Annotated in this window: 23 protein-coding genes; 11 read left to right on the top strand and 12 right to left on the bottom strand. The window is 61.3% G+C overall.

Annotated features, from left to right (window positions below; translation table 11 throughout):
• The first annotated feature begins 191 nt into the window (after positions 1-191).
• The 3 genes from AC1D17_RS06660 (at position 192) to AC1D17_RS06650 (ending at position 4,133) form a co-directional block, all read left to right on the top strand.
• The gene (locus AC1D17_RS06660) at positions 192-2,495 is read left to right on the top strand and encodes an FdhF/YdeP family oxidoreductase (RefSeq protein ID WP_477564621.1); all 2,304 of its coding nucleotides are present in this window, start codon (positions 192-194) and stop codon (positions 2,493-2,495) included.
• Positions 2,495-2,794: a hypothetical protein gene (locus tag AC1D17_RS06655; protein WP_477564620.1), complete on the top strand. Its 300-nt coding sequence runs from the start codon at positions 2,495-2,497 to the stop codon at positions 2,792-2,794. Before AC1D17_RS06660 ends, AC1D17_RS06655 begins: the two co-directional genes overlap by 1 nt.
• 265 nt (positions 2,795-3,059) lie before the next feature.
• Positions 3,060-4,133 carry a DUF475 domain-containing protein gene (locus AC1D17_RS06650; protein ID WP_477564619.1) on the top strand — a complete coding sequence of 358 codons (1,074 nt, stop codon included), beginning with the start codon at positions 3,060-3,062 and terminating at the stop codon, positions 4,131-4,133.
• A gap of 111 nt (positions 4,134-4,244) precedes the next feature.
• Here AC1D17_RS06650 and AC1D17_RS06645 read toward each other — a convergent pair whose 3' ends face one another.
• The 5 genes from AC1D17_RS06645 to AC1D17_RS06625 all read right to left on the bottom strand — a co-directional run bounded on the left by AC1D17_RS06645 (position 4,245) and on the right by AC1D17_RS06625 (position 8,871).
• Positions 4,245-4,412, bottom strand: a complete 168-nt coding sequence (locus AC1D17_RS06645; protein ID WP_477564618.1) for a hypothetical protein — start codon at positions 4,410-4,412, stop codon at positions 4,245-4,247.
• A gap of 169 nt (positions 4,413-4,581) precedes the next feature.
• Positions 4,582-6,099, bottom strand: coding sequence for a tripartite tricarboxylate transporter permease (locus AC1D17_RS06640; RefSeq protein WP_477564617.1), 1,518 nt, complete (start codon positions 6,097-6,099; stop codon positions 4,582-4,584).
• 9 nt (positions 6,100-6,108) lie between these two features.
• Positions 6,109-6,600 carry a tripartite tricarboxylate transporter TctB family protein gene (locus AC1D17_RS06635; RefSeq protein WP_477564616.1) on the bottom strand — a complete coding sequence of 164 codons (492 nt, stop codon included), beginning with the start codon at positions 6,598-6,600 and terminating at the stop codon, positions 6,109-6,111.
• Positions 6,597-7,541 (bottom strand): Bug family tripartite tricarboxylate transporter substrate binding protein, encoded by a 945-nt coding sequence (locus AC1D17_RS06630; protein ID WP_477564741.1) that lies wholly within the window; start codon positions 7,539-7,541, stop codon positions 6,597-6,599. Before AC1D17_RS06630 ends, AC1D17_RS06635 begins: the two co-directional genes overlap by 4 nt.
• Before the next feature lie 262 nt (positions 7,542-7,803).
• Entirely contained in the window at positions 7,804-8,871 is a 1,068-nt protein-coding gene (locus AC1D17_RS06625) for an ABC transporter substrate-binding protein (RefSeq protein WP_477564615.1), read from the bottom strand.
• 78 nt (positions 8,872-8,949) lie between these two features.
• Here AC1D17_RS06625 and AC1D17_RS06620 point away from each other — a divergent pair, with 78 nt between their 5' ends.
• Together AC1D17_RS06620 and AC1D17_RS06615 are read left to right on the top strand one after the other, a co-directional pair.
• A complete protein-coding gene (locus AC1D17_RS06620) occupies positions 8,950-9,624 on the top strand; it encodes a response regulator (RefSeq protein ID WP_477564614.1) in 675 nt (224 codons plus the stop codon).
• The gene (locus AC1D17_RS06615; protein ID WP_477564613.1) at positions 9,624-11,006 is read left to right on the top strand and encodes a sensor histidine kinase; all 1,383 of its coding nucleotides are present in this window, start codon (positions 9,624-9,626) and stop codon (positions 11,004-11,006) included. The genes AC1D17_RS06620 and AC1D17_RS06615 overlap by 1 nt, the downstream gene beginning before the upstream one ends.
• 34 nt (positions 11,007-11,040) lie before the next feature.
• Here the strand turns inward: AC1D17_RS06615 and AC1D17_RS06610 are convergent, their stop codons facing one another.
• A complete protein-coding gene (locus AC1D17_RS06610) occupies positions 11,041-11,163 on the bottom strand; it encodes a hypothetical protein (RefSeq protein ID WP_264219851.1) in 123 nt (40 codons plus the stop codon).
• Between the two features lie 255 nt (positions 11,164-11,418).
• Between AC1D17_RS06610 and AC1D17_RS06605 the strand changes: the two genes are divergently transcribed.
• Together AC1D17_RS06605 and AC1D17_RS06600 are read left to right on the top strand one after the other, a co-directional pair.
• Positions 11,419-12,711, top strand: a complete 1,293-nt coding sequence (locus AC1D17_RS06605; RefSeq protein WP_477564612.1) for a calcium-binding protein — start codon at positions 11,419-11,421, stop codon at positions 12,709-12,711.
• A 214-nt stretch (positions 12,712-12,925) separates the two neighbouring features.
• Entirely contained in the window at positions 12,926-13,360 is a 435-nt protein-coding gene (locus AC1D17_RS06600; RefSeq protein WP_477564611.1) for a DUF1801 domain-containing protein, read from the top strand.
• 68 nt (positions 13,361-13,428) lie between these two features.
• On the opposite strand, the gene AC1D17_RS06595 is transcribed toward AC1D17_RS06600, so the two are convergent.
• On the bottom strand, positions 13,429-14,196 hold the full coding sequence (locus AC1D17_RS06595) for an ABC transporter substrate-binding protein (protein ID WP_477564740.1): 768 nt from the start codon (positions 14,194-14,196) through the stop codon (positions 13,429-13,431).
• A 155-nt stretch (positions 14,197-14,351) separates the two neighbouring features.
• Positions 14,352-15,179: a MerR family transcriptional regulator gene (locus AC1D17_RS06590; RefSeq protein ID WP_477564610.1), complete on the bottom strand. Its 828-nt coding sequence runs from the start codon at positions 15,177-15,179 to the stop codon at positions 14,352-14,354.
• 500 nt (positions 15,180-15,679) lie between these two features.
• On the opposite strand from AC1D17_RS06590, the gene AC1D17_RS06585 reads away from it, so the two are divergent.
• Both AC1D17_RS06585 and AC1D17_RS06580 read left to right on the top strand, forming a co-directional pair.
• On the top strand, positions 15,680-16,948 hold the full coding sequence (locus AC1D17_RS06585; RefSeq protein ID WP_477564609.1) for a 4-aminobutyrate--2-oxoglutarate transaminase: 1,269 nt from the start codon (positions 15,680-15,682) through the stop codon (positions 16,946-16,948).
• Positions 16,949-17,095: 147 nt separating this feature from the next.
• The gene (locus AC1D17_RS06580; RefSeq protein ID WP_477564608.1) at positions 17,096-18,553 is read left to right on the top strand and encodes an NAD-dependent succinate-semialdehyde dehydrogenase; all 1,458 of its coding nucleotides are present in this window, start codon (positions 17,096-17,098) and stop codon (positions 18,551-18,553) included.
• Positions 18,554-18,569: 16 nt separating this feature from the next.
• Here AC1D17_RS06580 and AC1D17_RS06575 read toward each other — a convergent pair whose 3' ends face one another.
• Genes AC1D17_RS06575 through AC1D17_RS06560 form a run of 4 tightly spaced genes read right to left on the bottom strand, consistent with a single transcriptional unit; the run spans position 18,570 to position 21,571 of the window.
• Complete coding sequence (locus tag AC1D17_RS06575) at positions 18,570-18,944, bottom strand: type II toxin-antitoxin system VapC family toxin (protein ID WP_477564607.1); 375 nt, start codon at positions 18,942-18,944, stop codon at positions 18,570-18,572.
• Between the two features lie 6 nt (positions 18,945-18,950).
• Positions 18,951-19,145 carry a type II toxin-antitoxin system VapB family antitoxin gene (locus AC1D17_RS06570; protein WP_264219844.1) on the bottom strand — a complete coding sequence of 65 codons (195 nt, stop codon included), beginning with the start codon at positions 19,143-19,145 and terminating at the stop codon, positions 18,951-18,953.
• Positions 19,146-19,190: 45 nt separating this feature from the next.
• The gene (locus tag AC1D17_RS06565) at positions 19,191-20,375 is read right to left on the bottom strand and encodes a CaiB/BaiF CoA transferase family protein (RefSeq protein WP_477564606.1); all 1,185 of its coding nucleotides are present in this window, start codon (positions 20,373-20,375) and stop codon (positions 19,191-19,193) included.
• Positions 20,376-20,383: 8 nt separating this feature from the next.
• A complete protein-coding gene (locus AC1D17_RS06560) occupies positions 20,384-21,571 on the bottom strand; it encodes an acyl-CoA dehydrogenase (protein ID WP_477564605.1) in 1,188 nt (395 codons plus the stop codon).
• Positions 21,572-21,710: 139 nt separating this feature from the next.
• Between AC1D17_RS06560 and AC1D17_RS06555 the strand changes: the two genes are divergently transcribed.
• Both AC1D17_RS06555 and AC1D17_RS06550 read left to right on the top strand, forming a co-directional pair.
• Positions 21,711-22,958, top strand: a complete 1,248-nt coding sequence (locus tag AC1D17_RS06555; RefSeq protein ID WP_477564604.1) for a M24 family metallopeptidase — start codon at positions 21,711-21,713, stop codon at positions 22,956-22,958.
• A gap of 12 nt (positions 22,959-22,970) precedes the next feature.
• Positions 22,971-23,927 (top strand): LysR family transcriptional regulator, encoded by a 957-nt coding sequence (locus AC1D17_RS06550; protein WP_477564603.1) that lies wholly within the window; start codon positions 22,971-22,973, stop codon positions 23,925-23,927.
• Positions 23,928-23,993: the final 66 nt, after the last annotated feature.

Here is a 23,993-nt window from a genome sequence, read left to right as displayed (position 1 = left end):
CATCAACAATTGGAATGCCAGCAGCTGCCGCATGCTCCGGATGCTCCATTGCCTGCCCAACGATAGAAATCTCCTATCGCCACATGCGAGGGAGGCTCTTGAATGAATGGAGAAATTCCATAAAAAGCCTTCGAAAATCGGATTTTTACGACAGTTTCTTCTATCGGCCGCGGCCGGGGATTTGTACACTTATGGGCAAGACTGTTTTCATCGGCAAACGCTCCAAAGCAGCAGGCGGCTGGGGTGCGCTGAAGAGCTGCGGCAAACGGCTTCTGGAAAGCGGCTCGCCGCTTTCGGGCGCCCGGGCCCTGTTGAAAGCCAATCAGCCGGATGGCTTCGACTGCCCCGGTTGCGCCTGGGGCGATCCGGAGCACGGGTCCTCGTTCGAATTCTGCGAAAACGGCGTCAAGGCCGTTGCCTGGGAAGCGACCGAGAAGCGCACGCCGCCCGACTTCTTCGCCGCCCATACCGTCACCGCCCTTCAAGCCTGGAGCGACTACGAACTGGAGCAGCAGGGCCGGCTCACCCATCCCATGCGCTACGACCGTGCGAGCGACACCTATGTCCGCGTCAGCTGGGAGGCCGCCTTTGCCGGGATCGGTGAAATCCTCAACAGCTTCGACACGCCGGACCGGGCGGAATTCTACACGTCTGGCCGCGCCTCGAACGAAGCCGCCTTTCTCTACCAGCTTTTCGTGCGGCTCTACGGCACCAACAATTTTCCCGATTGCTCCAACATGTGCCATGAGGCAAGCGGCATCGCCATGAAACAGGCGGTCGGTGTCGGCAAGGGCACGGTGCTGCTCGAAGATTTCGAGAAGGCCGATGCCATCTTCGTCATTGGCCAGAATCCCGGCACCAACCATCCGCGCATGCTGGGCGATTTGCGCCGCGCCGCCGAACGCGGTGCGAAGATCGCGGTGTTCAATCCCGTGCGCGAACGCGGGCTGGAACGCTTCGCCGACCCGCAGGACAAGCTGGAAATGCTGCGTGGCGGCTCGACCGACATTGCCAGCGACTATTTCCAGCCGCGGCTGGGCGGCGACATGGCGGCGGTGCGCGGCATGGCGAAAGCGGTTTTCGCGGCCGACGACGCAGCCCTCGCAGCCGGTCTGCCGTCCGTTCTCGACCATGCATTTCTCCGCCAGCACACGGTGGGCTTCGAAGCCTATCGCACCGCCGTCGATGCGACCACATGGGATGAGATCGAGGACCAGTCGGGCCTGACGCGGCTGGAGATCGAACGGGCGGCCGCTACCTATCTCGGCGCCGAACGGGTGATCTGCACCTGGGCGATGGGTGTGACGCAACACCGGCATTCGGTCATCACCATCCGCGAGATCGCCAACCTCATGATGCTGCGCGGCAATATCGGCAAGCCTGGCGCCGGTCTCTGCCCGGTGCGCGGCCATTCCAATGTGCAGGGCGACCGCACCGTCGGCATCAACGAGAATCCGCCCGCGGCCTTTCTCGATGCGCTGGAAAAGGAATTCGATTTCGAGGCGCCGCGCAAGGAGGGTCACAATGTGCTGGCTGCGATCGGCGCCATGCTGGACGGCTCGGCAAAGGCCTTTATCGGCCTTGGCGGCAATTTCGCCCGCGCCACGCCGGACAGCCCGATCATCGCGAAAGCGTTGTCCACGCAGAGGCTGACGGTCAACATCGCCACCAAGCTCAATCATTCGCATCTGATGCCGGGCGAAACCAGCTTCATCCTGCCCTGCCTTGGCCGCACCGAGATCGACCGGAACTCGAAAGGCGTCAGCCAGATCGTCACCGTCGAGGATTCAATGAGCATGGTGCATGGTTCCGGCGGCATCAACAAACCGGCGTCACCGGAATTGCGCTCGGAAGTGGCGATCATCGCCGGCATTGCCGCTGCAACCGTCGGCTCGGCAAAGGTCGATTGGGCAGCACTTGCCGACGATTACGACCTGATCCGCGACCATATCGCCAATGTCATCCCCGGCTTTGAAAACTACAACGAACGCGTCCGCAAACCGCGCGGCTTCCACCTGCGCAATGCTGCTTCCCACCGCGAATGGGAAACACCGGCGGGTCACGCGACTTTCTGGGCCGGTCAGCTTCCGGACGCCGTCGAGCACCAGGTCGCCCGCGATCAGGACGGTGTCTTCGTGCTCCAGACGTTCCGCTCGCACGATCAGTACAACACGACGATCTACGGTATGGACGATCGATATCGCGGCGTTTACGGCGAGCGCAACGTCGTCTTCATCAACCCGGCCGACCTGGCTGAAATCGGCGCGGAAGCCGGCGACCGTGCCGACGTGATCGGCAGGCACGACGACGGTGTTTCCCGCGTTGCCAGCGATTTCCGGCTGGTGCCCTACGACATTCCGCGCGGCTGCGTTGCCGGCTACTATCCGGAACTCAACGTGCTCGTTCCCCTGTCAAGCGCCGGTGATGAGAGCGACACGCCGACATCGAAATCGATCATGGTATCGTTCCGCCCCACGTCCGCACATGCCGCCTGATGCCGGAGCTTCCTGCAGAGGCAGAATTCGTTGCATGCCTTGAGGCTATACGCAGGCAAAATCCGGCGCTTTCATCGCTGGCGGCCGGGATCGTTGCCGCTGCTCACCAAGGAATCGCCGCCGACAGCCGCACCTTCGCAAGGTTGTCCGGCATCGCCCATGCCCTCGTCCTGCGCGAGATCAACCAGCTCACCGGACCGGACGCGCCGGTCGAAATCACGCACCGCGAGACCCGCACGCAGAGAACGCATTTCAAACTTACGGTAAAAGGCGAGACGCTTTGCCGCCTGCGCCCTTGACCTTCGACGCGGGATCGCTAAGTAAGGATGGACTCCGCAGTGCAGGGCATTTTCAACACGCCTGCTGAGCAAACCTGATACCGGGCCCCTCTGGCGAGAATCTACGGCGCTCTCGTGATGTCGGTATCAACCCGCAAATAAGCCGGCGGACTATAAGCACAATGACACTCCACCTCATGCGTTCTTCGCATGCCTATTGTGGCATGCGGGATTTTTCCATCTGTTCAGCCATGTCCTCCAGCCTTACCGGATCGGAGGTGCGGCCATGACCACCGCTCCCCAGACTTCGGCACTCGGCTATTTCAAATGGGCCTTCATCGTCACGGCGGCAGGCCTTGCGCTCGGCGCCTGGCTCGGCTGGACGACCACAGGAACGATCGGCGGCATGGCCACGGTCTTCTTCGTCTGTACGGTTCTTGCCGTGCTGGAAATTTCGCTTTCATTCGACAACGCCATCGTCAACGCCAACAAGCTCAAGGAGATGACACCGGTCTGGCAACAAAGGTTCCTCACCTGGGGCATCATCATTGCCGTGTTCGGCATGCGCATCGTCTTCCCGCTGCTGATCGTCGTCATCGCCGCCAATATCGGGCCGATCGACGCGCTGGTGCTGGCCGCCTCGCGTCCGGAAGAATATGCCCGCATCATGAACGAGGCACATCTGCCGATCGCTGCGTTCGGCGGTACCTTCCTGATGATGGTCGGCCTGAAATTCTTCTTCGACCATGAGAAGGACGTGCACTGGATCAAGGCACTGGAAAGCGGCATGTCGCGCTTCGCGACGATCAAGGGTGTCGAAATTGCCTTTGTGCTTGTGCTGATCCTGGTGTTTTCCTCTTTCCTCGAAGGCGAGGAAGCCACGACCTTTGTCTACTGCGCCATCTACGGTCTCCTGACCTTCCTTGCGGTCGAAGTGGTCGGCGGCCTGCTCGATGCATCGCAGCAGACAATGAGTGCTGCGGCAAAGGGCGGCCTTGGTGCGTTCATCTATCTGGAAGTGCTGGATGCCAGCTTCTCCTTCGACGGCGTGATCGGCGCCTTCGCCTTGACGCAGAACCTCTTCGTCATCGCCATCGGGCTTGGCATCGGCGCCATGTATGTGCGTTCGATGACCATCATGCTGGTGGAGAGGGGCACGCTTGCCGAATACCGCTACCTGGAACACGGCGCCTTCTATGCGATCCTGATCCTGTCGGTGATCATGTACTGCCAGACGCTGGTGCATATCCCGGAAGTGATCACCGGTCTTGGCGGCGCTGCCCTGATCGGCATCTCACTCTGGTCGTCGATCCGGCATAACCGGCGCGCACACACCGAACAGATCCAGGCCAACGGATAACGTTTCGGTACGGACCAAACAAAAAACCGCCAATCGCAAGATTGGCGGTTTTTTCATGTGTTGGTCTGAAAGGTCACGTGGCAGCGTCGCTCAGGACACGCCCAACTTCGTTCAGCCGCGCTTGACGGACTTGAAGTTCGCCGGGTTGATGCCCAGCGTATAGAGGTCGCGGTCCAGCGGACGGCGGTTGCCCTCTACTGCTGCGGCAGCGGCCGTGGCCGCGCCGAAGATGGCGATGGCATTACCGAAAAAGCCTCGGGCAGATCTACGGGCACTCATCTCTTTACTCACTTCCTAAGTTGTTCATCGTGTTGTTCGATGACAGGAATATGAAGCTTTCAACCCCTGTTTACAACGCACAGGAATTCATCCCAGCCATGCAAATAGAAAAGGCCCGGCTAACATCAGCTAACCGGGCCTTCTTCTGTGACGATCTTGGGAGGAACCGTCAATCTTCGCTGGCAGCCAGTTGTGAGAGCACCTGACCACGGCCGCGTGCCCGCAGGATCAGCGGAACGATCAGGGCGGCAGCGGCAATCGTCAGGAGGACGGCTGCGACCGGCGATGTGAATAGCACCGTGACATCGCCCTGGCTGATCGCCAGCGCGCGGCGAAGCTGCTGCTCGGCCAAGGGTCCAAGAATGAGGCCAACAACGACAGGTGCGATCGGATAGCCGAAGATGCGCATGACGTAGCCGAGAACACCGAAGGCGAGCAGCATGCCGAGTTCGAACACCGACGGGTTGGCGCCGATGGTGCCGAGCGTCGCAAACAACAGGATGCCGGCATAGAGCCAGGGCTTCGGGATCGTCAGAAGCTTCACCCATAGGCCCACCAGCGGCAGGTTGAGAACGAGCAGCATGAAGTTGGCGATCAGCAGGGACGCAATCAGGCCCCAGACGAGCTGCGGATTGGTCGCAAACAACAGCGGACCGGGCTGCAGGCCATATTGCTGGAAGCCGGCCAGCATGATCGCTGCCGTTGCAGTCGTCGGCAGGCCGAGCGTCAGCAATGGCACGAGAGTGCCGGCGGCAGAGGCGTTGTTGGCCGCTTCCGGACCAGCAACACCTTCGATAGCACCCTTGCCGAATTCTTCCGGATGCTTCGCCAGCCGCTTTTCAGTCGCATAGGACAGGAACGTGCCGATCTCGGCGCCGCCGGCCGGCATTGCGCCGATCGGGAAACCGATGACCGTTCCGCGCAGCCATGCTTTCCAGGAGCGTGCCCAGTCCTGGCCGGTCATCCAGACGGATCCCTTGACCGCCTCGACCTTGTCCGGCCCCTGATCGCCCTGTGCGGCGATATAGAGCGATTCACCGATGGCGAACATGGCAACGGCAAGCGTCGTCACTTCGATGCCGTCGAGCAGATCGGGAATGCCGAAGCTCATGCGCGCCTGGCCGCTCAACTGGTCGATGCCGATGATGGCAAGCGCAAAGCCGATGAACAGCGAGGTCAGACCGCGCAGCGTCGAATCGCCGAAGGCGGATGACACGGTAACGAACGCAAGCACCATCAGCGCAAAATATTCGCGCGGACCGAAAACCAGCGCCAGCTTGACGACGAACGGCGCGATAAAGGCAAGACCGAGGGTTGCGATCAGGCCAGCGACGAACGAGCCGATGGCGGCGGTTGCCAGCGCGGGCCCGCCGCGTCCGGCCCGGGCCATCTTGTTGCCCTCCAGCGCCGTGACGATCGATGAACTTTCGCCGGGCGTGTTCAGAAGGATCGACGTGGTCGAACCGCCGTACATGCCGCCGTAATAGATACCGGCAAACATGATCAGCGAACCGCCGGGATCGAGACGGTAGGTGACGGGAAGCAGCAGTGCGACGGTAAGCGCCGGGCCGATGCCCGGCAAGACGCCGACGGCCGTGCCGAGTGTCACGCCGATCAGCGCATAGAGGAGATTCATTGGCTGGGCGGCAACAAGCAGCCCCTGTAGCAGGAATTCGAAAGTATTCATGTCAGGGCCTTACCAAAACAGATGTTCAAGCGGACCAGCAGGCAACGAGAGTTGCAGCAGCCCGGCAAAGACCAGCCAGACGCCAAGACAGAGGACGATGCCGATCGGGATGGTGAACCACAGCTTCCGCTTTCCGAACCCGGCCGCGGTCGCAGCAAAAAGCAGACCGGTGGCGATCGAGAAACCCAGCGGTTTCAACGTCAGCATCTGCGCGGCGAGACCGCCGATGATCCAGATCACCGGGCCGAACTCCTGGCGCTCACGTGCCGGAAAATCGCCGCGAAGCGCTTCGAAGACGGTCCAGGCAGCCAAAAGCAGCAATACTGCGGCAATGACGAAAGGAATGGTCGCAGGGCCGATGCCGGAATAGCCGGTGGCATTTGCCAGCCGCGACGTGTCCCAGAAGATCAGCCCGGCAAGACCGGCCAGAAAGACGGCAATGACAAGCGCCGCCCTGTCAGGGCGGCGTGTCTGCGTCGAAGGGGTGTGGCCCTTGCTCATTTTACCAGACCAATGTCCTTGAGGACGGTTTCGGTTGCGGATACGTCCTTGGCAAGCTGTTCCTTGAAGGCGTCACCGGCGAGATAGGTATCCTGCCAGCCCTTGGTCTTCAGGGTTTCCTGCCAGCTGGCCGACTTGACCAGCTTCTCGATGTCGGCCGAAACCGCAGTCTTCTGCTCGTCGGTCAGGCCGGGAGCAGCGGCAACCATGCGCCAGTTCTGAACCACGACATCGAGGCCGCTTTCCTTGATGGTCGGTGCGTCGACGCCGGCGATACGCTCGGCGCTCGATACGGCGAGAAGACGAAGCGTGCCTGATTTCACCTGGCTTTCGAATTCGCCGTAACCGGAAATGCCGGCCGTTACCTGGCTGCCGAGGATAGCGGCCAGCGCTTCACCGCCACCGGAGAACGCAATGTAGTTGATCTTGGTTGGATCGACGCCGGCCGCCTTGGCAATCAGGCCGACTGCGATATGGTCGGTGCCGCCCGCAGAACCGCCGCCCCAGGAGACCGAACCCGGATCCTTCTTCAGCGCTTCGACGAGGTCGCCCATGGTCTTCAGCGGCGAATCGGCCGGAACGACGATGGCTTCGTATTCGCCGGTGAGGCGTGCGATCGGGGTCACGTCGTTGAGCGTCACCGGCGACTTGTTGGTCAGGATGGCGCCAACCATGACGTAGCCGCCGACGATCAGCGCGTTGGGATTGCCGGCCGACTGGCTGGCGAACTGTGCAAGGCCGATCGTGCCGCCGGCGCCAGGCACGTTCTGAACCTGGACGTTGCCGGAAATGCCTTCCTGCTGCATCACCGACTGGATCGAGCGGGCCGTCTGGTCCCAGCCACCGCCCGGATTGGCCGGCGCGATGATCGTGTAGTCAGCGGCAACAGCCGGCAAGGCGAGTGCGCCGGCGAGAATGGATGCCAGAATAAACTGTTTCAAAGGATAGTCCTCCGTCAGGCGCACCGGTTGCGTGGCGCGCATATTGTTCATCTTTGCGGACGGGGGTGGTTCACGGGTCGAGCCAACTGCGGCAGCCTTTCAGGCTCGCCGGTACGCCGGGTCTGGTGATACTCCTCCCATACGCCTCGATCACCCGCCTCCACGGACGATGAAGAACTGCAAGGCACCATATGAAGCTGACATTTACCTGACATCGGGCGGGACCTTGCCACATTAATGTCCCTTAATTTTGGGTCGTCGTCTACTGGAGCCGCAAAACTTCGTTCCAGCGGGCAATCAGCCGCGCTCGCTTGACCTGATCGAGATAAACCATCAGGCCGGGGCTGACCGGAACCGGCTTCAACTGGCCACCGAGCATTTCGCGCATCGTGTTGGCGGTGTTCACCCCGGCCACATCCGGGCTGACGGCAGGGATCTGCAGTTCGCGCGCCATGATCGTCTGGCCTTCCTCCGACATGAAGAATTCCAAGTAACGGCGGCCGAGGTCCGGCCTTGCCGCGGCCTGCGGCACCAGCCCGATGCGCGACATGACGACGGTATAGTCGCGCGGCAGCACGATGCCGACATCCGGATGGCGTGCGGCCCAATCGGCGGCGTAGGAGCCGAGAATATTGTAGCCGAGCACGAAGCGGCCGTCGGAGACGCGCTCGAGGATGGCCGAGCTGGTGGAATAGAGCTTGACCCCGGCCGCGCCCATCGCCTGGATCACCGACCAGATATCGCCGAACTGCTCCTGATCGCGGGCCATGAACAGGAAGCCGACGCCGGATCGCTCGATATCGTAGGTGCCGATCTTGCCGAATACGGCGCTGCCCTGGCGTTTCAGATAATCGACGAACTCGGCCCGCGTCGATGGCGGCTTTTCCTTGGTGAAGCTCGGCTTGTGATAGACGAAAACAGCCGGCTCGAAGGTGAGCGCATAGGCCGTGTTGCGCCAGTTGGCCCAGGCCGGCCAGCGGCCGCTCATCGGCAGGTCGCTGCGCTGGGCATAGCCGTCATTGCTCAACTTCACCTGCAGGTCCATCGCCGAGGAAAAGGCGAAATCCGCTGTCTTTTCGCCGGCGTCGGTTTCCTTGACGATCCGGTCGTAGATCTCGCCGGTCAGCATGTCCTCGTAACGCACGGCCACATCCGGATTGGCGGTCTGGAAGCCGATGATCATCGGCCGCGCCAAGGGTTCGTCGAGCGAGGAATAGACCACGACGGTTGGTGCTGCCGCATCGCCCGAACGCGCTGGAAACAGCGTTGGCTGGGCGGCGGCCGGTATTGAAAATCCACAGAGAAGACAGAGGAGGGGAAGGACGCGCATAAAACGATATTGCCGCAGCCTCCGCCCGTTCACAAGCGTCAGCGCGCCCGATAGAGTGGCATCAGGGAGACAGCGGATTTGCGGATACTACTGGTCGAGGACAATACGGCGCTTTCGGAAGGGCTCGGCACCATTCTGCGCGGCAGCGGCTATGCGGTCGATGTCGTTCATGACGGCGCCTCGGCCAACGCGGTGACCGCCACGGAAACCTTCGATCTCGTCATCCTCGATCTCAACCTGCCGGAAATGGACGGCCTCGATGTCTTGCGCTCGATGCGGGCGCGGCAGAACAAGGCTGCGGTGCTGATCCTGACGGCGCGCGGTACGCAGGAGGAGAAGATCAAGGGGCTCGATCTCGGTGCCGACGACTACATGATCAAGCCGTTCGATATCAGCGAATTCGAGGCCCGTGTGCGCGTCCTCCTGCGCCGGCAGGCTGGACTTCGCTCGTCGCTTGTCAGCTATGGTGGCGTATCGTTCGATCTCAATTCGCGAACATTTTCAGCCGGAGGCGTCACCCTGGATATCCCGGCCCGCGAACTCGGGCTTCTGGAAATCCTGTTCATGCGCGCTGGAAAGGTGGTCGCCAAGGAGGCGATCATTCAGTCGCTCACCGCCTTTGACGATGATCTCAGTGCCAATGCCATCGAGCAATATGTCAGCCGGTTGCGCAAGCGTCTGGCGCCGCACGGGCTGACGGTGCGCACCGCGCGCGGCATCGGTTACTATCTCGACAAGATGGCAGGCGCCTGATGGCACGGCGTGCCTATTCCCTGCGCCGCGGGCTTTTGGCCTGGCTGTTGATCTCGACCGTCGTCATCGGTGCCCTTGCCCTGATCGACACCTATCGCGAGGCAGTGAAGACGGCAAACATCGTCTCCGACCGGGTTCTTGCCGGCTCGGCGCTGGCAATCGCCGAAAGGGTCGTGGTCGCCGAAGATGGTTCGCTTGAGGTTGATATCCCCTATGTGGCGCTCGAGATGCTGACCTCGGCCGCACAGGACCGGGTCTTTTACCGGGTCGATGGGCCACCTGGCCAGTTCATCACCGGCTACCAGAACCTGCCCTCGGTCGCCGATCTCAACGGCCAGTCGGCTGTCTATACCGATGCGCAGTTTCGTGGCGAGCCGATCCGGGTCGCTGCCCTTGAACGATCTGCCTCGACCGGCATCAATTCCGTTCCCTTCGTCGTGACCGTTGCGGAAACGACGATAGCCCGGCGGCAGTTGACGCAGGCCATCCTGTTGCGCTCGGCGTTGCGGCTGATGATGATGATCCTGGGTGCCGCGGCCATCGTCTGGATCGCGGTGACCTTTTCGCTGCGGCCGCTCTATCGCCTAGGCGATGCCATTGCCGAACGCAGCCCCGACGATCTGCATCCGATCGATCAATCGGTACCGAGCGAAGTCGAAGGGCTGGTCGAGACGGTCAATTCCTTCATGGTGCGGCTGCAATCGGCGCTCGACGCGCTGCGCCACTTTTCCGGCAATGCCAGTCACCAGCTGCGCACGCCGCTGGCGATCATCCGCACCCAGCTTGCACTGTCGGCCCGCGCGACGACGCTGGAGGAGGCGCAGGCCGCCGCCCGCAAGGGCGACGAAGCGGTCGCCCACGCCGAACGCATCCTGGCGCAGCTGCTGCTGATGGCCAAGATCGATGCCGCCGGCTCAACAGAACCGCAACCGCTCGAGATCATCGACCTGACAGCGCTGGCGCAGCAGATTACCGGCGACCGCGTGCCCGGTGCCGGTGAGGCGGGCATCGATCTCGGTTTCGAGGGGGATGGCAAGGCGCTGATCCGGGCGGAACCGCTGCTGATCGGCGAGCTTCTGCGCAATCTGATCGAAAACGCCATCGCCTATGCCGGCAAGGGGGCGGAGGTTACGGTCCGGGTCGAAACCGAAGCGGACGGAGTCCGGCTCGACGTCGAAGACAACGGCCCGGGCATCCCGCCGGAGAACCGGCAGGTCGTGCGCCAGCGTTTTGCGCGCGGCGGACGCGGGCAAGCACCGGGGATGGGGTTGGGACTTCCGATCGTCGAAGAAATCGCCGGACTGTTCGGCGGACATCTTGAGCTGGGCGAAGGGCCGGAGGGCAAGGGGCTGAAAGCCTCGGTGACATTCCCGCCGCAATAGCTGGCCCGGCCGCATTGATCGGCCCGGTCGCTGCCTAGCGGTTGCGGCCTGTCATAAGCGAGGTCGTTTCACGGGTCTGAACGAGAAGGATCGCGTTCCAGATCTTCTGGACAAAACCGCGATCAGACGGGCTCGACAGCTTGCGCTGCGAAAACATGATAGGCTCCATAGGGTTGTTGCGAGCGTCAGATAGCAGATCGCCAGTTATTCCGCCAGGGCGATAGAGTCAGAGCTGCCCTGCGTGGCAAACATGGCAGGTCAATTGGGCAGGCGTGCATTGTTGTAGGTGGTTTTACGATCGCTGGATGCTGGATAGCCTGCTGACCAGAGTCCTGATCCTTGCGTGTAACTCCAAGCCTATTTACAAAAACCATGAAATAGCTAACTTGTCACCATTTCATGGAGATTAGATATGGCGACACTTAATTATTACTATGTCAATTCAACTTATCCGCTTGGGCTCGACTATAATCCTGGATTCGGGGAGCTGGTTGGGACCGGGGCAACAACGAACATAGGAATTCCAACATCGACCCAGGCGACGTTGCGGCTCGAAAACGGACTGATACTTCGGGCCAAGGGCACCGGCTTTATCGCCGACGCTAACGGCGACCTTACGGATGCCGGAACATTGACATCCTTGGAAATTCTCAGCGCCGATGGAAAAGCAGTGCTGCAGAAGCTGACATTGAACATTTCGATGCAGACTTTTGTGGACGCCTATCCCTTCAGTCAGAATCTGGACAGCTGGCTGCTGAACCGCGCCGACACGATTACCGGCTCCAGTGGCAGCGACGATATTTTCGCCTACGGCGGTAACGATGTGATCAACGCAGGCGGCGGCGACGATTTCGTCGAGGGGGGCGAGGGGAAGGACACCTACGATGGCGGAACCGGCATCTCTGACCAGCTTAGTTTCAGAGACGCTTATTTCAACGCCGATGCCTATCGCGGGATTTCGCTCGACGCAACGGCCGGAACCGTGATTGACCCCTATGGTAACAGCGAGACTTTCAAGAACTTCGAAAGCTTTCGCGGCACCCAGTTTGCAGACGTATTCAAAGGCAGCACGCGTGCCGAAGAGTTTATGGGTCTTGGCGGAAAAGATACGATTGATGGCGGCGGTGGATTTGACGTCGTGCGATATCACAGGGACGCCAACTTCCTCGGCGGCGGCGCTGGCGTAACCGTGGATCTCGGCAAGGGGACGGCCATCGACGGCTTCGGCAAGGCCGACACGCTTATAAGCATCGAAGCCGTGCGTGGAACCGCGTTGGCCGACAAACTGGCCGGCAGCTCGGTCCATAACGAACTTCGAGGAGACGCTGGCAACGATCAGCTTGCCGGCGGTCTCGGAAATGACCTGCTTGTCGGCGGTGCCGGGAAAGACACATTCCTGTTCAATTCTACACTGAACGGCACCACCAATGTGGACACCATCGACGATTTTGTCGTTGTGGACGACACGATCAGGCTGGAGAATGCGGTTTTCACCAAGCTTGTGGGCACTGGAGTGTTAACGGCTGCGCAGTTCGCCAAGAACCTCAACGGCAGCGCAACGCAAGCGGACGACCGGATCATCTATGAAACCGATACCGGTAATCTTTACTATGATCCGGACGGCAGCGGCGCTGGGACCAAAGTGCTGTTCGCCAAACTTGACGGCGGCTTGTCTTTGACTGCGGCGGACTTTTTCATCGTATAGCTGGAAAGCCGGCCGCATGCCGAGCGCGGCAGGGGCTCTGGCGGAAAGCCTCGACCGCCGGCAGCTCGCCGGCGATGACGACGGGCGAGCCGCTGTCGCGCCTGCCGCAACTGGCGGAAGAGATCGTTGCGGGGCAGGTTAGCGGCGCGTCGCCATCGACGTGACGAAATAGGCCGCGGCAGGAACTGGGGCAGTTGCCTGTCAGGAGCGCACAATGACGAGCCATCCTGTTCCCGCAGTTGTCGTCGAGGCGCTTGGACGATACCCCGAGCCGATTAAGCTACGGCTGCTGCAGATCCGTGATCTCATATTTGCCGTTGCGGCGGAAACCGAAGGTGTCGGCCCGCTGACCGAAACGCTCAAATGGGGCGAACCCGCCTATCTGACCGAAGCAAGCAAAAGCGGAACGACCATCCGGCTGGGCGTGTCCAGGTCAGCTCCCGGCCAGTGCGCGGTGTTCGTCAACTGCAAGACCACGCTGATCGACACCTTTCGTACTCATTTTGCCGATAACTTTGCCTTTGAGGGCCGGCGCGCGCTCCTCATCCCGGCAACAGGTGATATATGCCGGGAACCGCTGGCGCTCTGCCTGCGCGCCGCACTGACCTATCATCGGCAGAAGGCGGACGAGGACACGCGCTCGGCATGACCCCGTTCGCCACCTCGGTGGCAGAACGCGATCATGCCGATGGTTTCCCGCAAACCCGGCTTCGGATCCTATCTCATCTTGTAGACGTCGATGGTGAAGTACTTGTCGTTGATCGTCTTGTAGGTGCCGTCGGCGCGGATGTCGGCCAGCGCCTTGTTCAGCTTCTCGCGAAGATCGTTGTCCTCCTGGCGAAGGGCGATCCCGACGCCTTCGCCGACGAACTTCTTGTCGGTAATCGGCTCGCCGATCAGCTCGCAGCATTTGCCGTCATTGTTCTTCGTCACCCAGTCGAGCATCGGCAGCATGTCGCCGACCTCCATGTCGAGGCGGCCATTGGCCATGTCGAGATTGGCTTCGTCCTGCGTCGGGTAGAGTTTGATCTCGGCATCCGGATAGACGGCTGCGATATACTCCGCCTGCGTCGTGCCGGATTGCGCGCCGATGACCTTGCCCTTTAGCGCCTCATTGGTGAATTCGGTAAGGCCCGCCCCCTTTGCCGCGACATGGGTCATGGCGGCGAGGTAGTAGGGATCGGTGAAGGCAACCTGCTTCTTGCGTTCCTCGGTGATAAACATCGAGGCGATAATCATGTCGTACTTCTTGGCGATCAGCCCCGGGATAATGCCATCCCAGTCCTGCGCCACAACTTCGCATTCGACCTGCATCTTGGCGCACAGTGCCAGACCGATATCGACATCGAACCCGCCGATCTTGCCGGCCGGGTCGATGAAGTTGAAAGGAGGATAGGCGCCTTCGKTGCCGATCCTGAGCTTTTCGGCGGCGTTGGCAGGCGTCATGGAAAAGGCAGCGGCGCAGGCCAAAGCCAGTGCGATCATATGTTTTTTCACGCGTTCAGTTCCCTTCTTGGCTCACCGTTTGCCGGTGCTTGATGGAAACTCTAGGCCCGAAAACCACATAAACGAAATAGATAGGGACAATAGCGAGTATAAATACGCTTGATCGTCAAAAGGGCAGCTCGCGAAGGACAGCGCTAGAAGGTCGGCGGCGTGTTGATCCACAGGAGTACGGTCTCGCCATCATGGCGGTTCGACCAGGCGTGATGGCGGCGGCTGTTGAAATACAGGGAATCGCCGGGGTTCAGATCGTGAAACTGATCGGAATCCAGCACGAACTCGACCCGGCCCGAGAGCACATAGACAAATTCCTCACCCTCGTGCTTGTAGGCTCCCTCGCTGGAGGCGCCCGGCTCAAGCACGAAACGATGACAGTCCATCTGGTTGCGGCCTTCCGCCAGCAGCTGAACGGTCACACCCGGCGTCGTGCGCGGCCAGGTCCGCCATTCTCCCGAGCGCACCAAGGCACGAACGTCCGGCTCGTCTTCGCCGGAAAGGCTCGAAACCGTCGTTGCAAAATATTCGGCGAGATTGTGCAGCACGGCGACCGACACGCCTTGCGAAGTCCGCTCCAGCGTCGAAAGGACCGAAGCTGCGATACCGACATCGCCGGCCACCTGCTCCAGCGTCTTGCCGGCTGCGTGGCGCAAGCTCCTGAGTTTGCGCCCGACCTGTGATTGCGGTGCTGCATCGCCGGTGGTGGGCTGGCCGGCGTCGTCGGGCTCGCCCGCTTCCATTTCCAGCGCTTCGCGGATCGCGGCCGGATTGAGCCCGCGCTCGGCGCGAAACCACGAGATCCGCTTCAGCTGAGCGACGTCGCCCTCGCTATACTGCCGGTGCCCGGTGGCCGAGCGGTCCGGCACGACGAGGCCTTGCGTCTCCCACAAACGCAAGGTCGATGCGGAGACGCCGGCAAGCCGTGCGGCTTCCGCAACCTTGTAGCGTATTTTCATGGCATCACTCATAATACCAAGTCTCGATGATAGAAACCTATAGGACAGGCTCGATCGGATTTTCTGGCTAGGAGAGGTCCGCGGAGCGATGCCCATGCATCGGTCAAGGATCTCGACGCCGCCAGAAAAGCCGAGAAGCCTGCCGAAGGTGGCCCATGGCTGGTCTCTGGCGGTGTTGCGCCGCTTGCCCGATGCGGCGGCATCGCACTGCGCACCGCGCCTAGCCAGAGATCAGCCATGGGCCATCCTATAGGTCTCTATCATCGAGACTTGGTATAAGCCGTCCTGTGACATCTTCAAGCCATCCATGCTTGCTGTTTCCGCCTCGGCGCACAAGGCAGGCGGTGCCGCCATCAAAAAATCAACCCGGCTAACACCCCTACCGGCCGGAAATCCATTCCCGGCAGTGCTGATCAAATCACAAAATTTGATTTGCAAACCTACAGAAAAAATATAGGATTTCCGAGAAATCTGCAACCGAAAATGCTCCACGCAACATCAGGATGACACCCGTGACCAGTTTGACCGATCGCAAGAACGCAGCCATTTCCCGCGGTGTGGGCATGACCACGCAGATCTATGCGGATCGTGCCGAGAATTCCGAAATCTGGGACAAGGAAGGCAATCGTTATATCGATTTCGCCGCCGGTATCGCCGTCGTCAACACCGGTCACCGCCATCCGCGCGTCATCGAAGCCGTCAAGAAGCAGCTCGACCGCTTTACCCATACCTGCCACCAGGTCGTGCCCTACGAAAACTATGTCGAGCTCGCCGAGCGGTTGAATGCCATATTGCCGGGTGACTTCGCCAAGAAGACGATCTTCGTTACCACGGGTGCTGAAGCGGTGGAGAACGCAGTGAAGATCGCCCGCGCCGCAACCGGCCGCCAGGCGGTCGTCGCTTTCGGCGGCGGCTTTCACGGCCGCACGTTCATGGGCATGGCACTGACCGGTAAGGTCGTGCCCTACAAGGTCGGTTTCGGCGCCATGCCGGCCGACGTTTTCCACGTGCCCTTCCCGGTGGAACTGCAGGGCGTTTCCGCCGAACAGTCGCTGGCTGCCCTGAAGCGTCTTTTTGCCGCTGACGTCGATCCGAACCGCGTTGCAGCCATCATCATCGAGCCTGTGCAGGGCGAAGGCGGCTTCTATCCGGTGCCGACCTCCTTCATCAAGGCGATCCGCGAGATCTGCGACCAGCACGGCATTCTTCTCATCGCCGACGAGGTGCAGACCGGCTTTGCCCGCACCGGCAAGCTCTTTGCGATGGAACATCACGGCGTCGCCGCAGACCTCGTGACGATGGCCAAGGGGCTTGGCGGCGGTTTCCCGATCGCAGCCGTGACCGGTCGCGCCGAGGTCATGGACGCTCCGGGCCCCGGCGGCCTCGGCGGCACCTATGCCGGCAACCCGATGGGCGTTGCCGCTGCCCACGCCGTTCTCGACATCATCGAGGATGAGAAGCTGTGCGAACGCGCCGAACAGCTGGGCGGCCGCCTCAAGCAGCGCCTCGCGGCGATCGCTGAGCAGGCGCCGGAAATCGTCGATATCCGCGGCCAGGGCTTCATGAACGCCGTCGAGTTCAACGACGTGAAGACCAACCTGCCGAGTGCCGACTTCGCCAACCGCGTCCGCCTGATCGCATTGGAGAAGGGCCTGATCCTGCTCACCTGCGGCGTGCACGGCAACGTCATCCGCTTCCTCGCACCGATCACCATCCAGGATGAAGTCTTCGCCGAAGCGATGGACATTCTGGAAGCCTCGATCCTGGAAGCCCGCGCCTGATTTCAGGCGTTGGCCTGACATGTTCCATCGGGCAGCAGCGCCACGCTGCCCGATGGACCCGGCTGCTTTTATCGGCTATCGGCATTGTCCCCGCGACGAAATATGCCGCCCTGCGCCGTCTGCGCGGATCGCCAGAAAGGATCTCCGATGATCTTTACCGAGACATTGATCGCCCATCTCAGGGATCCGCATCTGCTCGGGCTGGTGAATGCGCCGGCGGCACCTTCGACGAAAACCTTCGACGTCCATAACCCATCGAACGGTGCCCTGCTCGCCACCCTGCCGGATATGGGCGTCGCAGAAACGCGCACTGCCATCGATGATGCCTATGCGGCGCAATTTCCATGGGCCGAGCGCCCGGCCGGCGATCGCAGCACGATCCTGCGCCGCTGGCATGATCTCGTCATCGCCCATATCGATGATCTCGCCGCAATCCTGACCGCGGAAATGGGCAAGCCGCTCAGCGAAGCCCGCTCCGAGGTCCAGCACGCGGCCGCCTATATCGAATGGTACGCGGAAGAGGCCAAGCGCGTGTACGGCGAGACGATCCCCGCGCCCTCGACGGATCGCCGGATGATGGTGATCAAGCAGCCGGTCGGTGTGGTCGGCACGATCACGCCCTGGAACTTCCCGGCATCGATGGTGGCGCGAAAAATTTCGCCGGCGCTGGCAGTCGGCTGTACCATTGTCCTCAAACCCGCCGAACAGACCCCGCTGGTGGCTTTGGCGATGCACGCGCTGGCCATCCGCGCCGGCTTTCCCAAAGGCGTCTTCAACCTCATCCTCGCCTCGCAAGGCGATGCAATCGGCCGTGAACTCTGCACCAATTCCAGGGTGCGCAAAATCAGCTTTACCGGCTCCACTGAAGTGGGCCGCATCCTGATGCGCCAATGTTCCGACCAGATCAAGAAAGTCAGCCTCGAACTCGGCGGCAGCGCCCCCTTCATCGTCTTCGACGACGCTGATATCGACGCGGCCGTCGATGGTGCCATCCAGGCAAAGTTCCGCAATGCCGGCCAGACCTGCACCTCGGCCAACCGCATCTACGTGCAGAGCCGCGTTCACGACGAATTTGCCAGCAAACTTGCCGCCGAAGTGGCGAAGCTGACGGTGGGCGACGGCTTTTCTCCCGGCGTCACCATCGGTCCGCTGATCGACAACCGGGCGATCGAAAAGGTCGAGACGCATGTGAACGACGCGATCGGGAAGGGTGCAAAGCTTCTCTGTGGCGGCAAGCGCGTATCCGGGGCCTTCTTCGAGCCGACCGTGCTGTCCAATGTCGGCAAAGGCATGCTGGTCGCCTGCGACGAAACATTTGGTCCCGTCGCACCGATCATCCGCTTCGAGACGATGGAAGACGTCATCCTGCAGGCCAACGACACGATCTATGGCCTGGCCGCCTATTTCTATGCGACCGAACTGAAGAAGGTATGGCGGGTCGCCGAAGCGCTGGAATACGGCATGATCGGCATCAATACCGGCCGCATGTCCTCCGAAGCCGCCCCCTTCGGCGGCCTCAAACAATCCGGTATCGGCCGCGAAGGCTCGCGCCACGGCGCCGAGGACTATCTGGAGATGAAATATCTCTGCATGGGGAATATTTGAAGGAGTGGATTGTCCGTCAGTGCATCGCCGAAGGCCGGGCAAGACCCAGCTTCATCGCAGCGGCATGCAGCCGTTTGTCACGCGTCCAAAGCTGACTCCTGGCCGTGAGACGCAATGAGGCCAAGATATGGGCATCAACATAGCCGATTCCCAAACCAAAGAGTTTATTTTGGTCGACAAGTCGAAGAACCTCTGACGGCGAGGCAAGGCGACTGGTCGGAAGTTCCGCCAGCATTCCTAAAATCGCGGATCGATTTCGAAGCGTCCCAAGCGCGATTTCGCCGATGATATATGGATGCATCAGCAATCTGCGCTGCAAAAGCAGATCTGTCACTTCAGGTTCGTTCAATCGTAGGTGGTCAATCCAAATCGATGTGTCGATGAGAACCATGACTGTCTACTTTGAGGATCGACGACGTGGGATATATTCGAGATCGGGCTCGCTACCGCCGAGCAAAGCTAGTCGCCGCGCTGCTTCACGCTCTATCAAGGATTTCAGGGCCTCGCGAATAAGAGCGCCCTTTTCCTCAATACCGGTCAACTCCTGCGCCCGGGCGAGCAATTCATCATCGAGAACTATCGTGGTGCGCATCGTGTTCACTCCAACATGCGCATCAAATCTATCATCGATTGATGCTCATTTCAATGCGCCCGGTCTCATCCCGATCCCTGCCAACACCTCCTGCGTATGCTCCCCAAGCCTTGGAGCGCCGCGCTCGAGCGCCAGTTCGGCATCCGAAAACTGGATGGGCGTGCGCACGCCCGGCGCCGTGCCTGAAGCCGAGCCCGTATGCGGTGTATCGACCCGCATGCCGCGGTGAATGATCTGCGGATCCGAGAACACATCGGCGACCGTATTGATCGGCCCGCCCGGCACACCGGCGGCTTCCAGCATGGCAAGCAACGTATCGCGATTAAAATTCACCGTCCGCGCCGTCAGTTCCGGGGTCAGCGTGTCGCGGTTTTTCACCCGGCTCGCATTGGTCAGGTAGCGCGGGTCCGTCGCCAGATTGTCGAGGCCGAGCAGGGTGCAGAACTTGACGAACTGGCGGTCATTGCCGACGGCGACGATCAGGTGGCCGTCAGAGACCGGAAACACCTGATAGGGCGCAATGTTGGGGTGTGCATTGCCAAGACGGCGCGGCGATTGTCCGGAGACGAGGAAATTCAGTGCCTGGTTGGCGAGAACCCCCGTCATGCTGTCGAACAAAGCCATGTCGATCTGTTGGCCGGCGCCGGTCCGCTCGCGCATGCGAAGTGCTGCCTGAATGGCGATGACGCCGTAAAGACCGGTGAAAATATCGGCAAAAGCGACACCGATCTTCTGCGGCTCGCCTTGCGGATCGCCGGTCAGATCCATGATGCCGCTCATGCCCTGGATAATGTAATCGTAACCGGCGCGATGGGCATAGGGGCCGTCCTGGCCAAAACCGGTGACCGAGCAATAGATCAGCCGCGGATTGACCTTTTTCAGGCTTTCGTAATCCAGCCCGTATTTCGCCAGCCCGCCGACCTTGAAGTTTTCCAGGAGCACGTCCGACTGGGCGGCCAGCCGGCGCACCGCTTCCTGCCCTTCTTCCGTGGTGAAATCGAGAATGACGGAACGCTTTCCCCGGTTGCAGGCGTGGAAATAGGCGGCGTCCAGATGGCCGCCGGTCTCGCTCTCGATAAAGGGAGGCCCCCATGTGCGGGTGTCGTCTCCGGCCGGGCTTTCCACCTTGATGACGTCGGCGCCCAGATCGGCCAGCGTCTGGCCGATCCATGGTCCCGCCAGGATGCGGGCGAGTTCGAGAACCTTCAGGCCCTTCAGCGGCGTTTCCATGCCGGCGCTCAGAAGAAGGCCTGCAGCCCGGTCTGGGCGCGGCCGAGGATGAGGGCGTGCACGTCGTGGGTGCCCTCATAGGTGTTGACCGTTTCAAGGTTCACCATATGGCGCATCACCTGGTAATCCTCGGAAATGCCGTTGCCGCCATGCATGTCGCGGGCGGCGCGGGCAATATCCAGCGCCTTGCCGCAATTGTTGCGCTTGACGATGGAGATCATCTCCGGCGCCATGCGGCCGGCATCCATCAGCTGGCCGACGCGCAGCGACGCCTGCAGGCCGAGCGTGATTTCCGTCTGCATATCGGCAAGCTTCTTCTGGAACAGCTGCGTCTGCGCCAGCGGCTTACCGAACTGCTTGCGGTCGAGCCCGTATTGGCGGGCCGCATGCCAGCAGAATTCCGCCGAGCCGAGCACGCCCCAGGAAATGCCATAGCGGGCGCGGTTGAGGCAGCCGAACGGACCCTTCAGGCCTTCGACGTTCGGCAGCAATGCATCTTCGCCGACTTCGACATTGTCGAGAACGATTTCACCGGTGATCGAGGCGCGCAGCGACAGCTTGCCGCCGATCTTCGGGGCCGACAGGCCCTTGGTGCCTTTTTCCAACACGAAGCCACGAATGGCGTTGCCATGCGCCTCGGATTTCGCCCAGACGACCAAGACGTCGGCGATCGGCGCGTTGGAAATCCACATCTTCGAGCCGCTCAGCCGGTAGCCGCCATCGGTCTTCACCGCCCGCGTCTTCATACCGCCGGGATCGGAACCGGCATCCGGCTCGGTCAAGCCGAAGCAGCCGATCCATTCGCCGCTGATCAGTTTCGGCAGGTATTTCTGGCGTTGCTCCTCGGAGCCGTAAGCATGGATCGGGTAAATCACCAACGACGACTGCACGCTCATCATCGAACGGTAGCCGCTATCGACGCGCTCGACCTCGCGGGCAACCAGGCCATAGGCCACATAGGATGCACCGACGCCGCCATAGGTATCCGGCACCGTGACGCCGAGCAGGCCAAGTTCGCCCATTTCGCGGAAGATCGAGGGATCGGTCGTCTCGTTGCGGTAGGCGTCGATCACCCGTGGCTGCAGCCTGTCCTGCGCATAGGCGCGGGCGGTATCGCGGATCATTCGCTCGTCTTCAGAAAGCTGATCCTCCAGCAGAAATGCATCGTCCCACTGGAATTCCTGTCTTGCAGCCATGTCTTCCTCCCGTCACTTTCCTTCTTGTCCCCGTTATGGCAAGCCGGGCAGGGCGATACAAACGAAAATGCGGCACTGCCTCATGCGCTGCGGGAATGGCGGCCCGCAGGACGCTGAAGCCACAGGACAGGGAAACGGCATGGCTCACCTCGACAGAACGCGCGCATCGCAGAGGATGGAACTCGCCGGGCTCGATGCGCTGCTGCTGCTTTCGCCCGAAAGCTTCACCTACGCAACGGGTGCACCCGCCGGGGTCGCTACCATGTGGCGGCGCGCCGGTGCCGTGGCGGCCATCGTCCCCGCCGTTCCCGCACTTCCGCAAGCAGCCGTTGTCACCGACCTGTTCGAAGCCGCCTTCCGCGCCTCCAGCACGATCACCGATATCCGTATCAATCCGATCTGGGTCGAGACCGGCGATTTAAGGGGTATGGATGCTGCAGCACTTTCGCCTGAAGACCTGATAAAGTCCGCCTGGGCAAGACAAGGGCGTTCCGCTGGTTTTCATCGGCCCGAAACATTTGACGCCGCCAATGGTTTCCGCCTTGCTGCAGGGCTTCTCGCAGAGCGTGGGCTGGACACGGGCCGCATCGGTGTCGAATTCGACGGTCTCTCGGTTACCGATTTCCGGCTGCTTTCCGCGGCCTTGCCGCAAGCCGAACTCATCGATGCCTCCGACCTTGTCCGGCGATTGAAGATGATCAAGTCGGCCACCGAGATCGGCCACCTGCGCACCGCCGTCGAACTGGCCGAAGCCGGAATTGTCACGTTGCGCGAAACCATCGATCCCGGTGTCAGCCGCGACGARCTTGCGAGCGCTTGGGAGAAGGGCGTCCGGGCGGAAGCAGCAAGGCGCAACGTCCAGAACCTCACCGGCCTCTGGGAATATGTCTCCGTCGGCCAGAACCCGTGGACCAAGGGCGGCGTCGTCGAGCGTGGCGATCTGATCAAGGTCGACGTCGGCTGTTTGATTGCCGGCTATACATCCGACACCGGCCGCACCTTCGTCTGCGGCACCCCGTCCGCGCTCCAGGCCCGTCTGTTCGCCGCCCTGCAAACCGCCTATGACGCAGGCCTGCCGCTTCTCGGGCCCGGCACCGCCATGAGCGAGGTGCACCGGGTGACGACCGGGGCGATGGGGAAAGCGGGTTTCCCCGGCTATACGCGCGGCCATTTCGGCCATGGGCTGGGGGCGAGCCTCGGCAGCGAGGAATGGCCGTTCCTGTCGCAGCAATCCGATGTGATCATCGAGCCGGGAATGGTGCTCGCGTTCGAGACCCCGTGGTATGTCGATGGCGTTGGCGGCATGATCATCGAGAACCAGCTGTTGATCACGCAGGATGGCCACGAGATCATGAACCGGCTACCCTCCGGCCTCGTCTCCCTCTGATTGCGATTTCCCATGCCCGACAATCGCCTCGAACGCTTCGCCCACAATCTCGACTGGAACCTGCTGCGAACTTTTGTGGTCGTCGTCGAGGAGGGCAGCATCACCGCGGCGGCCAACCGGCTTTTGTTGCAGCAGCCGGCCGTCAGCATGGCACTGAAGCGGCTGGAACAGACCGTCGGCCAGAAACTGATCGACCGCCGCCCGGGCCGCTTCGATCTGACGGAAGCCGGCGAAAAGCTGCACCGGCAATGCCGCGAAATCTTCGCGGCGGTGGTGCGCCTGCCGAATGCGCTGGAGACAGCCGGCGACGACGTCACGGGCCATGTCAGCATCCACTCGGTCAGCCATGCGCACAATCCGGCTTGGGACCGCAAGCTCGAAAGCTTCTTTCAGCGCTATCCAAAGGTGACGATCAGCATCACGATCGAAACCACCGTCAGCGTCATCAGCGCGGTCGAACGCAACATTGCCACCATCGGCCTCTGCGACGGCAATATTCCCGATGCCCTGACCAAGGCTTTCCATATCCGCGAGCAATATGGGCTCTACTGCGGCCGCGGCCACCGGCTGTTCGGCATCACTGGTGCGGCGCTGAACGACCTGCGCGGTGATCCCTATATTGCCTTCATCGCCGATGTTCTCGGCGGCCAGCACATGAATGCCATCACCGCGGTGCGCGCCATGGGTTCCTTCGGCCAGCAGGTGCGGGCCGTCTCCTGCAATGTCGAGGAAGTGCTGCGTCTGATCGCCGCCAATATCGGCATCGGCATGGTGCCGGATCATCTGGCGGCACCGGGCCTTGCCGCAGGCGATCTCTGGCAACTGCCGCCCTATGACCTCCTGCCGACCACGGATGTTTTCCGCATCAGCAATCCCAACGCGATCCTCAATCCCGCCGAAGCGGCCTTCCTGCGCCATGTCGCAGAAACGGAGCCGCTGGATCACAGCACAGGGCATCAATCTGCCTGATAGTCACCTTCGTCACTATAAATTTGAACATTGGGAAGACCGCCTCTAGGGTCCAGCAGCGCGACG

The organism is Pararhizobium sp. P1_E7, from assembly GCF_056405855.1.
This window is presented reverse-complemented; position numbering and strand designations above follow the sequence as displayed.